Below are 11,805 nucleotides of genomic sequence, written 5' to 3'. Positions count from 1 at the left end.
ACGTCAGAGCTTCACGGCCCCCGACGACACGCCCTTGTAGAACCACCGCTGCGTGATGATGAACAGCACCAGCACGGGAATCACCGAGATCACCGAACCGGCCATCACCAGCCGCTGGTCGTAGCCGAACGACGACGACTGGAGGCGGGACAGCCCCAGCGTCAGCGTGAAGTTGTCCTCCGTGCGCAGCACGATCAGCGGCCACAGGAAGTCGTCCCAGGCGCTGATGAAGGTGTTGATGGTGACGACCAGGATCGCGCCGTACGCGGACGGCAGGTACAGGTACCGGAACCGCTTCCACTCGCCCGCCCCGTCGAGCATCGCCGCGTCCTCGATCTCGCGCGGCACGGCGAGGAACGCGGCCCGCATGATCAGGACGTTGATCGCGGCGACGAAGCCGGGCAGCCAGACCCCGACCAGGTTGTCGACCAGGCCCAGGTCGCGGATGCTCAGGAACAGCGACACCATGATCGACTCGAAGGGGAACATCATGGACGCCATCAGCACGACCCAGACCAGCTTGCGTCCCTTCCAGCCGGGCTTGGAGAGCATGTAGCCGGCCATGGTGGAGAAGACGAGCTGGCTGGCGATGGAGATGACGGCGACGAAGAAGCTGTTCCTGATGTACGTCCACACCGGGACCTGGTCGAAGACCTGCCGGTAGGCGCGCAGGCTCGGGTGGTGCGGGAACAGTGAGGCGCCGGAGCCGAAGACGTCCTCGGTGGGCCCCTTGAGCGACGACAGCAGCTGCCACAGCAGCGGGCCGACGGTGATGAACAGGACGAAGACCAACAGCAGGTAGCGGACGACGAGTTCGCGGGGGCGGCCGTAGTCGCGCCAGCGCGGCACGAGCCGCCGGGGTTTGTCCACGGCCGTGGTCATGACTCGTCCTCCTTGGTCAGGCGCTGGGCGAGCAGCGTGAGGCCCAGGGTCAGGGCGAACAGGGCGACGCTGACCGCGGCGCCGTAGCCGGCGTTGCCGGTGAGCGGGTCGAGGCCGACGTCCCGGATGTAGAAGGGGAGCGTGCGGTCGGCGCCGCCGGGGCCGCCGGTGGAGCCGCCGAGCATGTAGATCTCGGTGAAGACCCGCAGGGAGCCGATGCCGGTGAGGGTGCCGACCAGCATCATCGACTGGCGCACGCCCGGCACGGTGATGTGCCAGAAGCGGCGGATCGCGCCCGCGCCGTCGACGGCGGCCGCCTCGTGGAGTTCCTTCGGGACGTTCCCCAGCGCGGCCAGGTAGAAGATCATGTACCAGCCGAGGCCCTTCCAGATCGTCAGGCCCATCGCCGACAGCAGGATCAGCCACGAGTCGGACAGGAAGGGAATGGCCTCCCGGATGATGTGGGCCTTCTCCAGCCAGGTGTTGACCAGTCCCTGGTCGCTCAGCAGCCACTGCCAGCTCAGGCCGACGACCACGCTGGAGGCGAGGACGGGTGTGTAGAAGGCGGAGCGGAAGAAGCCGATGCCCGGGAGGTTCTTCTCCACGAGGATCGCCAGCAGCAGCGGCAGCAGGATCATCAGGGGGACGACGATCACCGCGTACAGGACGCTGTTGCGGGTCGCCAGCCAGAAGTCCGAGTCGCCGAACATCCGGGTGTAGTTGTCCAGCCCCACCAGGTTGTAGGTGCCGCCGAGCGGTTTGGCGTCGGTGAAGGACACCAGGAGCGTGTTGAGGAAGGGGAAGATCCCGAAGACCGTCGTGCCGACGATCGCCGGGGCCATCCACAGCCAGGGCAGCCACCACCGGCGGTACAGGGCCGCGCCCCCCGCGTCCGCGGTCGGGCCAGGAACCACGGAGCGGAGGGCGCGGCGCAGGCGCCCCGGCGGGCGGTGCGAGGAAGTGCCGGGGCTCGGGGCGCCCGCCCCCGGGGAGGCGGGAACGGGCGCCTGGTCGAGGGTGTGCTGAGCCATCGTCAGCTGCCCTGCTCGATCAGCTCGTTGCCCTTGGACTGCGCCTCCTTGAGGGCGTCCTCGGCGCTCTTCTTGCCCTGCATGGCGAGCTGGATCTGGGCCGAGAAGGCGTTCAACTCGCCCGGGGTGAGGGCGACTTCGTCGGCCGTCGCGGTCTTGCGGTCACTGGCGACGATCTTGCGGGCCTCGGCGAAGGGGTCGCTGCCCTCGACCGACTGGAAGAACGGGTCGTCGAGCGAGGCGGTGGTGGACGGGAAGATGACCACGTTCGGGTCCTTCGCCCACTCCAGCTGGTTCTGCGCGTTGGTCAGGAACTGCGCGAAGGCGAGCGCGGTCGGCGCGTTCTTGCTGGTGGCGGCGGTGCCTATGTACTGCGGGGCGCCGACGGTGTGACCGAGGTCGTCCAGCATGAAGCGGGCGACGCCGGTCTTCTTGTAGACGCTCGGGTTGTTCTGCTGGATGAAGCGCAGGAAGTTGGGGTTGGTCGGGCCGTAGACCAGCTTGCCCTGGCCGAAGACGTTGGCCGGGTCCTGGGTGGAGGAGAGGGAGTCCCTGGGCATCCCGCCGGCCTTGTAGAGCTTCGTCATGGCCTCGACCCACTGCACGGTCTTCGGGTCGTCGGCGAAGGTGAACTTCTTACCGTCGGCGGAGAAGATCTTGATGCCCATCTGCTGCCAGTCGGCCGGGATGCGCAGCTGCGGGTTGGCGAGGAGGGCGAAGTACTTGCCGTCCGAGGCCTTGGCCACCTTCTCGGCGTCGGCGAACAGGCCGAGGACGGTCGTCGGAGGTTTGGCCGGGTCCAGACCCGCTTCCTTCATCAGGTCCGTGTTGAAGGTCTGCACGATGCCGCCGGAGTACCAGGGCAGCACGCTGTGCACCTTGGTGCCGGAGGCGTCCGCGTACATGCTCGACTTCCACAGCGCGGGGACGAACGGCTTGCCCGCGTCCGGGGCCTTCTTGTCCAGGTCCAGCAGGTAGCCGTTCTTGGTGAGCGCGATCGCCGTGTTGACGTTGATGTTCACCACGTCCGGCAGCGTGCAGCCCTGCGCGTCCGCGACCAGGCGCTGGGTGAAGGTGGCGTCGCCCGGGTCGTCGATCCACTTGACCTTGGTGCCGGGGTGCGCCTTCTCGAAGGCGGCGATGACCCCGTTGAAGTAGCCCCCGAAGTCCTTCTTCAGGTTGGTGGTCTGGAAGGTGATGTCGCCCTTGACGTCGCCGGTGAGCTTTCCCGACCCCACGTTGCCCTTGTCGACCTTGCAGCCGCCGGCGGTGGCGTCGCCACTGTCGGAACCGCCGGACAGACCGCAGCCGGCGGCGGCCAGGGAAAGGGCGGCGATACAGGTGAAGGTGCGGGTCAGTCGTCTTGCGCGCATGTCGTGTGTCCTCCAGCAGACCGGTCAGCCAGGGATGCGGGCTGGTTCAATCAACCAACTTCGACTCCGATTGATGAAAATGTGGACCAGAATTCATCGGAGGTCAATGGGTTGCCGTGTTGCGTTTAGGTTCCGTCCGCGATCAAGTCGCTGATCAGGACGGCGCGGTGCGGCCTCAGTGCCGGTGTTCGTGGTCCGGGTGCGAGGGATCGCCCGGATGCTCGTACCCGTGCGCGTACACCACGCCCGCCCGCGCCCGGTCCAGCCAGTCGAAGAAGGCCCGCCGGCCCGCCGCCCGCCGCAACTCCCGTGCCACGCCCTCGCGGACGTCCTCGTACGGCAGGAAGTCCCCGGCGACCGCCCCGCCGAAGGGGTCGGCGCCGCGTCTGAGCGCCTCCGGGGTGAGGAAGCGGTCCCGGTTGCGCTCGTAGTAGTCCCGTACGGCCGCCTCGGGGACGTCCTGCTCCCGCTCCAGCCGGTCGAGCAGGACCCGTGCCGCCGGGGAGTGCGCGAGCGCCGCCGCGACGATGCTGCCGAGGTCGGCCACGTCGGTCTCGGCCACCGCGAGCACCTGTGCCGGGGACACCTCCGCCGGCGGCTTCAGCCCTCGGTCCGCGCAGGCCCGGCGGGCGAGTTCGTCGGTGACGACCACCTGGGTCGCCCAGCGCCTGCGCTGCCGTTCGGCCCGGGCGAGGGCCTCGGGCCGGGTCTCGCGGTCGCGCGCCGGAACGGCCCGCAGCAGGGCGTCCACCCGCTCCTTCGCGACCCCCTCGCCGTCCACCACGGCCGCATGCCCGGTCATCGGGTCACCTCCAGCTCGACCGCCTCCGTGTAGGCGACGCACCCGTGCCAGGCGACCTTCGCCATCAGCCAGTACGACCCCGGCGGCACCGCCGAGCCGTCCACCTCGATCACGCACTCCCGCCGCTCCCCGGCGCCCACGGTGAACCCCTGGAGGCCCGGCCCGACCCCCGGCCAGGTGCCCCAGGACGACACGGCCCACAACTGGCCGCTCACCGGCCCGAGGGTGGTGTTGCGCAGGGTCACCGGAACCAGGGCGCGCTCGTCCCGGCGCACGGTGAGCCGATCGACTCCCAGCGTCGACACCAGACTTGGCCCGGACTGCCCACCCGGAACGTCCAGCGCCACCACGTCCTCGTACGTCTGCCCGCCGTACGACAGCCGGGCCGCCAGCCAGTGCCGGCCGGGCTCGGCACCGGCCGGCGGGGTCACCGTGACCTCGGCGAGGCTGAACCCGCCGGGCCCCAGCGCGTACGGCAGTTCGGCGGGCTCGGCGGACCAGCCGGGCGGCACCTCGAAGGCCACCGTGCCCGCGACGGGCGCGTCGGTCAGCTCCGAGGCGACCCGGACGGTCGCGGTGACGGGGCCGGAGGCGGTGAGCGCGGTGGGCGAGACGTACACGGCCACCGGCAGGTTGCCGCGCGGGGCGGGCCCGGAGTTGTGGAGCCAGTAGCGGGTGTGGACGGGCTGGGCGGGCTCGTGGGCGGCGACGCCGGGATCGGGCTCCGGCCGGCCGCCCGGTGCCGGCGTGGCGAGGAAGGTCGCCACCTCGAAGCCGGTCAGACCGACGTCCAGGCCCCCTTCCCGGTCCGGGGCCAGCCGTTCGCCGGGCCTCTCCAGTACGTCCGCACGGGTGCCCTGCGCCCACTTGGTGGGCCCGTGCACGCGCGCCCGCACCGGCCGCCCGTTCACCTCGTGCATCCGGACGACGATCCCGCGCCCCGGGTCGGCGGGCGCCACGCTGCCCCGGGCGAGCGGGGAGCCGAGCGGCTTGAGGGCGTCGAGCAGGACCTCGCGGGCGGGCTCCACCGTGAGCAGGGAGATGTGCCGGGGCAGGGTCTCGGCCCCGCTCTCGGCACGCAGCCGCGCGGTGAGCGGACGGTTGAACTCGTGCCCGCGCGCGGGCAGTCGCTGCTCCCGCCAGTCGCCCTCGCCCGCCACGACGGCGTAGTCGAAGGAGTGCGACCAGCGCTGGAGCTGGAAGGCGGACCCGTCGGGGGCCGTGCGGCGCGGCGGGTCGACCCAGATGCCGGAGGGCCAGCCGGTGCAGGAGCGCATCAGGGACATGTAGAGGTCGCCGGAGGCGGTGACCACGCAGCCGGGCGTGCCCCGGTTGAGGACGGCGAAGCCGCGCCCGTCCCAGGCGTCGCCCGGCGGCAGCGCCTCGCCGCCGCCCGCAGCGGTGGCCGTGACGGTGAAGTCGTCCAGGTCGGCGATGAGCGCGTCGACCGCCTTGGCGTCGTCCCCGGGCCCGGCCCCCGCCACCACGAGCAGCGGCAGCCGCTCCAGGTCGCGCAGGTCGGCCCCGGGCACCCACTCCTCGCGCAGCCCGGCGCGCGGCGCGACCCACACCGCCGCCACGCCCCGCTCCGCCAGCTGCCGGGCGAGCTCCCGCCCGGCGGCCGGGTCCCAGCCCAGCGCCTCGGCGACCACGGAGTTGCGCTCGGGACCGCCGACGGCGATCCGGATGTCGGGGAGGTTGGAGTCCACCTCCAGGTCGCCGTAGCGGGGACCCCCGGCGATGGTCGAGGTCGCGGTGACGCCCGCGCGGACCAGGGCCGCCGCCAGCGGGGTACCCAGCTCACCGGCGGTGTCCCAGTCGGCGTACACCAGCTCGGCGACCCCGATCGCACGGTGGCCGACGAGTTCGCCGGACTCGTCCCGCACCGCGACCCGCGCGGTGGAGCCCAGTCCGAACCAGGTGTTGGCCGGGTTGTCCAGCGTCCAGGGGAACCGTTCGCTGTCCACCTCCACGAACCCGAACCCGCGTCCGATGACGGCGTCCGCCACCTCGTGCACCGGCAGCCCGCCCCGCACGTCGGACGGCCAGCGCACCCGGATCAGCCGGTCGGCGCCGTCGTAGCCGTCGACGGTCGTGGAGACGTCGAGCCGGTCGACGCCCGTCCACAGGGTCAGCCGCTGCGTGTACCGGAACAGACCGAGGTCGGCGCGGACGCTGATGCGGGACCCGGCGGGGGAGTGCTCGACATCGATGTCGGCGGTGACGTCCCGGCCGCGGGCGGCGGTGGTCCCGGTCGGCGTGAGGTGCCACGGCCCCTCGCCGAAGCGCGGGTGCCTCGGGTACTCCTCCTGTACGACGAGCTCGTTGCCGATGTCGCCGGGGCGCAGCAGCTCCCGGCCGCCGTTCCCGTCCCCGTCCTCGGCGAGCGCGCGCAGGCTGCTGACGCCGCCGCCGCGCGCGGGGTCGACCGTCACCTCGTAGAACTCGTTGCGGATGGTCAGGCCCTCGCCGCGGGTCCACCCGGGTGCGGAGCCCGCAGAGAGGGGGAGTGCCTTGAGGCCCATGCCGGGCACCTCCGGTACGACGACCCGGAGGCGGCCGTCCTCCTCGCGTACGGCGGGCAGCGGCCGGAAGTCCTCGCCCAGCGGCACCAGGCCCGGATCGTCGACGGTCAGCACGTCCCGCCGTTCCCAGGTCGCCGAGTTGAAGACGACCAGGTCGGCGCCGGTACCCGGGGCGACCTGGTCGGCCAGGGCCTGGGTCGCGTCGGCGTGCACGGTCTCGGCGAGGTCGTACAGCTCCCGCCAGCCGGTCAGCAGGTCGATGTAGACCTGGTCGGACTCGGAGCCGGTGATGGCGTCGTGATGGGCGCCGTAGACCAACTGCCGCCAGGCCTTGTCGAGCGCCGCGTCCGGATAGGGGTGCCCGGCGACCAGCGAGGCCAGCGTCGCCCAGGCCTCGGCGTCCGCGAGGAGCGCCTCGCCGTGCCGCTGGGCCTGCTTGGTGTCGATGTAGGAGACGTCCTTGCCGGTGTAGACCGGGTTCATGTCCCGGGTCTGCGGAGACGCCCTGCGCCCCTCCGCCTCCAGTTCCGCACGCACGGCGGCGAAGAAGTCCCGCGGGATCGCGCTGACGAAGCGCGGCCAGACGTACCGGTCGTTCCAGTCCCGGTGGATGCCCATCACCCAGCGGCACGGCGGCGCGTAGTCCCCGCCGACCGGGAGCAGCACGTTGCGGGTGAGCGCGACCTTCTTGAGCCCTCTGAACAGTTTGAGCGCGGCCGCCTCCGCCTCGGGCAGGGTCGGCGCGTTGTCGATCGCCCAGCCGGCGCCGTAGTGGTTGACCATGTAGGCGGTCAGCAGCCCGCGCCCCGAGGGCGCGATCCAGCTGAACTCGGCCGGGAACTGCATCCGCCGGGGATCGCGGGGCTCCTCCCCGAACACCGACAGCGTCGGCCCCCACTGGTGGAACGGCCCCCGCGCCCATGAGCTGGAGGTGACCCCCGCGTCCGCCATCAGCCCCGGGAACTGCGGATCGTGCCCGAACGCGTCCAGCTGCCAGGCGGTCTCCGGGGACGCCCCGATGATCCCGCGCTGGAACCCGTCGCCGTACAGGGCGTTGCGTACGGTCGCCTCCGCGCCGGTGAGGTTGGTGTTCGGCTCGTTGTAGGTGCCGCCCATGATCTCCACGCGCCCGGTGCGGATCAGCTCGCGCAGAAAGGCCCGCTCCTCCGGGAAGGCGTCCCAGTACGGCTTGAGGTAGTCGACCTCCGCCAGCACGAAGGTGTACGCCGGGTCGCGCCGCGCCAGATCGCAGTGCGCCCGCACCAGGCTCATCCCGGACTGGCCGCGCGAGTCGAAGGTGCGGGCGGGCAGACCGGTGAGCGCCGGTTCGTCGGCGACGTCCCAGGTCTCGGTGTAGGCGGCCTGGGTGTTCCACCAGACAGGGTCGTAGTGGAAGTGGCTGACCATGAACATGGTCCAGCCGGGCTCGGCGGCCGTGAACTCACCGGTGTGCTGGGTGAGCCGGTCGCCGTCGGCGGCGGTGACGGTGATCTCGCGCCGCTCACCGACGGCCAGGTCGGTGTGCACGGGTATCTCGGCCCGCACGGTGCCGTCCTCGGCCGTCTGCACGACGGCCACTCCGGTGATCCCGGGGCCCTCGACGCTGAGGCGGACGGTCCGGCCGGGGGTGTGGCTCAACTCGACGGCCACCACCTGGCGTGGCTGCTCGGTGGTTCCGACGAAGAGCTCGGTCGACTCGACAGAGGACACGCGCATGGGTGGGGGCTCCTACGAGGATGCTCGGGGGAGCCCCATCGTGGCACCGGAACGATGATTCAAACAACCATCTCTTTGTTTTTCCGGTGGCTCATCCATACGCCCGTGGCTCGGGCTCAGCGTGCGCGGCGGTTCTTCACCGCATGCTGCGGGGTGATGTGGTCGGTCAGCGCCAGCGAGGAACTCGCGCGCTGGTAGGTGAGCTGCGCGACCCGGACGTAGAGGCAGTCGATGAGGACGAGCACCGAGTGCCGGCCGCCGATGCTGCCCGTGCGGCCCGGGAAGATGGTCTCCGAGGAGGACGAGATGAGCCGGATGTCGGCGGCCTTGGCGAGCGCCGAGCGTGGGTCCGTGGTGATGGCGACCGTGGTGGCGCCGCGCTCCTTGGCCATCTCGAACGGTTCGAGGGTCTCCCGGGTCGCCCCGGAGTAGGAGATCCCGATGGCCACGTCCGCCGGGGTCAGCAGGGCCGCCGAGGTGGCTGCCCCGTGCACCTCGGTCCAGCCGCGGACCGAGCAGCCGATGCGGAACAGCCGCGTCTCCGTCTCCTGCGCCACCGCGCCGCTGCCGCCGACTCCGTACACGTCGATGCGCCGGGCGCGGGCCAGGGCCTGGGCCGCGCGCTCGATCGCGTCCAGGTCGATCCGGTCGATGGTCTGCTGGATGGCCCGCAGGTCCGCGGTGCCGACGACCTGCACGACCCGTTCGAGGTCGTCCTCGGGGGAGATCTCCGGGCCGATCTCGGCGCTGCCCCAGTCGGAGACCTCGCCGCGGCCGCGCTCCTGGGCCAGCTCGATCAGCAGGTGCTGGTACGAATCGAGGCCGATGGCCCGGCAGAACCGGGTCACCGTCGCCTGGGAGGTGCCGGTGCGGCGGCCCAGCTCGGCGGCCGAGCAGTGCGTGACGGCGGCCGGATCCTCCAGGATCAGCTCGCCGACCTTCCGCAGGGAGCCGGCCAGCCGCGGCAGCTCGGTACGGATGAGAGTGGTGACGTCCGTCGGGGGCATGGGAAGAATGTACCAGCCACCGTTCAAGGGTCCGATTGAATACCAGGACCCTCGTGTGATTTATTGATTCACCGCTGGGGAGTCATAGGGTGGTTCAAGCCATCACTACGAGCCATCAGTACATGAGCCATCAGCACATGGGGAGTGTCGCGTGTCCGTCGAGTCAGTCAGTGCCCAGGGTTTCGCTCGGCAGAGCCTGGCCGTCCTCCAGCACATCACCGAGTCCGCCCGCGAGGACGTGGCCCGCGCCGCCGACCTGATAGCACGGTGCGTCCGCTCCGACGGCGTGATCCAGGCCTTCGGCACCGGCCACTCCCAGGCGATGGTCCTCGAGGTCGCCGGCCGCGCAGGAGGTCTGGTGCCCACCAACCGCCTGAGCATCGCCGACCTCGTGCTCTACGGCGGCGACGACCCGAGCGTTCTCGACGACCCGCTCCTGGAGCGCCAGGCAGGTGTGGCCGCGCGCCTCTACGAGCTCGCCGACCCGCACCCCGAGGACCTCTTCGTCATCATCTCCAACTCGGGCGTCAACAACGTCATCGTCGAGATGGCCCTCCACGCCAAGGAGCGGGGCCACCGCATCCTGGCCATCACCTCCCTCAGCCACACCCGCGCCGTCCCCGCCGGCCACCCGAGCGGCAAGAAGCTCGTCGACCTCGCCGACGTCGTCCTCGACAACGTGGCCCCACGCGGGGACGCGCTGCTGGAGCTTCCGGGCGGGGGTGCGGTGTGTGCTCTGTCCACGCTCACCGGCGTGATGCTGGTGCAGATGGCGGTCGCGGAGGCGTCGGCCGTTCTGCTGGCGGCCGGGGAGCAGCCGCCGGTGTACGTCTCGGCCAACGTGCCCGGCGGCTTCGAGGGCAACCTGGAGCTGGAGAAGCGGTACGCCGGACGGATCCGGCGCACCGCGAGCTGATCAGCTGGTCTCTGGTGAGGAGGTGCCGGCGTTCACGCCGGGGAGGAATCGCATCCCGTGACATTGACGCTGAGCGTCGCCGCATTCTGCTTCCCGGGCGCGGAGCGGCGCTGTGGCTTGCCCGGTGGATCCGGGTGCGGGCGAACGTGTGTGCCCGTGTTCGCTGATGGGGGTGGTCGTGGCGGGAGAGGGGCGCGGGTGTGTGGATCTCGTACGTATGGTCGTCGGGCAGGGCTCGGGTGGCCGGAACGTGGGCGGGGGGTGAGGATGTGGCACAAGCAGCGGGGACCGACGGGGCGGGGCATCCCCGGTACACCTTCCGGCTTCGCGTGCCGTCCACCGCCCACAGGCTGCTGCTGGCGGAGTGGGACCGGTGCCGGTGGGTGTGGAATGAGTGCGTGGCCAAGTCGCAGCAGGTCCATGCCTGGAACAAGACCCGTCCTGAGGACACCGACAAACGCACCTGCGGCCCGGCGCAGCTCGACAAGATGCTGACCATGGCTCGCAAGGTGACACCCTGGCTGCGGGAAGGCAGCTCGGTCCCGCAGCAGCAGCTCATCCGTGACTTCGTCAAGTCCAGGGCCAAGGCACAAAAGGACATTCGTGAGTGCGTCCCGCAGCACCGCCGGGCGGGGATGCCGCAGTGGAAGAAGAAGCGCGAGGCGCTGCCAACGCTGAACTACACCCGGCGCGGTTTCCGTCTCAAGGACGGCAGGCTGCACCTGGCCGGAGGCATCGCCTTGACGGTGGTGTGGTCGCGAGACCTTCCCTCCGACCCCTCCAGCGTGCGCGTCTATCGGGACAGCATCGGGCACTGGTACGCCAGCTTCGTCGTCCGAGCCGAGGTGCAGCCGCTCCCCGAGACCGGCCGCGTGATCGGCATCGACTGGGGTGTGACGCAGACCGCGACCACCACCAGCGACATCCATGACCTCCCCCACGCCCAGCACGGGCGGAAGGCCAAAGAGAAGCTGACCCGGTACGACCGGATGATGGCCCGCCGCAGACCGAAGAAGGGGAAGACCGGATCGAAGGGCTTCGGCGAAGCGAAGCGACTGCGCGCCAAGGCACATAAGAAGGTCGCCCGCCAGCGCCAGGACACGGCCCGCAAGTGGGCCAAGTGCGTCGTCCGCGACCACGACGCTCTGGCCGTCGAGGACTTCAAACCGAAGTTCCTCGCAAAGACCACCATGGCCAAGAAGGCCGCCGACGCCGCCATCGGCGCCACCAAGCAGGCCCTGATCGAGATGGGCCGCAAGCACGCACGCCGCGTGCACCTGGTACACCCCGCGCACACCACGATGGACTGCGCGCACTGCGGAGCGAGAGCCAAGCACGCACTGCCGCTGGGAGAGCGCACCTACACCTGCACCGCCTGCGGAACCGCGTCCCCACGGGACAAGAACTCGGCCCGCATGATGCTCATCCGGGCTGGTCTCAACCCGGCTGGTGTTGAGGGCGTAAGACCACCTGGGGCACCGCCCCGGATGGCTGCCTGAGCCAGGAATCCCCTCCCCCGGGGAGGGGAGGATTCAACGGGTAGTTGTCCCAGA

The 11,805-nt window shown here is 70.9% G+C and carries 8 protein-coding genes; 2 read left to right on the top strand and 6 right to left on the bottom strand.

The features are described from left to right. Positions 1–3: 3 nt before the first annotated feature. From OG252_RS14060 to OG252_RS14035, 6 genes are all read right to left on the bottom strand, one after another. Positions 4–882, bottom strand: coding sequence for a carbohydrate ABC transporter permease (locus tag OG252_RS14060; RefSeq protein WP_266432449.1), 879 nt, complete (start codon positions 880–882; stop codon positions 4–6). Then, a complete protein-coding gene (locus OG252_RS14055) occupies positions 879–1,913 on the bottom strand; it encodes a carbohydrate ABC transporter permease (RefSeq protein WP_329336349.1) in 1,035 nt (344 codons plus the stop codon). Before OG252_RS14055 ends, OG252_RS14060 begins: the two co-directional genes overlap by 4 nt. A gap of 2 nt (positions 1,914–1,915) precedes the next feature. Then, complete coding sequence (locus tag OG252_RS14050; RefSeq protein WP_266432445.1) at positions 1,916–3,286, bottom strand: extracellular solute-binding protein; 1,371 nt, start codon at positions 3,284–3,286, stop codon at positions 1,916–1,918. Positions 3,287–3,461: 175 nt separating this feature from the next. After that, on the bottom strand, positions 3,462–4,088 hold the full coding sequence (locus OG252_RS14045; RefSeq protein WP_329336347.1) for a peptidyl-prolyl cis-trans isomerase: 627 nt from the start codon (positions 4,086–4,088) through the stop codon (positions 3,462–3,464). Next, on the bottom strand, positions 4,085–8,329 hold the full coding sequence (locus OG252_RS14040; RefSeq protein ID WP_329336344.1) for an NEW3 domain-containing protein: 4,245 nt from the start codon (positions 8,327–8,329) through the stop codon (positions 4,085–4,087). The genes OG252_RS14045 and OG252_RS14040 overlap by 4 nt, the downstream gene beginning before the upstream one ends. 116 nt (positions 8,330–8,445) lie before the next feature. Beyond that, positions 8,446–9,336 carry a MurR/RpiR family transcriptional regulator gene (locus OG252_RS14035; protein ID WP_266432437.1) on the bottom strand — a complete coding sequence of 297 codons (891 nt, stop codon included), beginning with the start codon at positions 9,334–9,336 and terminating at the stop codon, positions 8,446–8,448. Between the two features lie 151 nt (positions 9,337–9,487). On the opposite strand from OG252_RS14035, the gene OG252_RS14030 reads away from it, so the two are divergent. Then, complete coding sequence (locus OG252_RS14030) at positions 9,488–10,252, top strand: SIS domain-containing protein (RefSeq protein WP_329336342.1); 765 nt, start codon at positions 9,488–9,490, stop codon at positions 10,250–10,252. Between the two features lie 269 nt (positions 10,253–10,521). Beyond that, positions 10,522–11,751, top strand: coding sequence for an RNA-guided endonuclease InsQ/TnpB family protein (locus OG252_RS14025; protein WP_329336340.1), 1,230 nt, complete (start codon positions 10,522–10,524; stop codon positions 11,749–11,751). The last annotated feature ends 54 nt before the right edge of the window (positions 11,752–11,805 follow it).

The sequence above is a fragment of the Streptomyces sp. NBC_01352 genome, from assembly GCF_036237295.1.
GTDB classification, from domain to species: domain Bacteria; phylum Actinomycetota; class Actinomycetes; order Streptomycetales; family Streptomycetaceae; genus Streptomyces; species Streptomyces plumbiresistens.
This window is presented reverse-complemented; position numbering and strand designations above follow the sequence as displayed.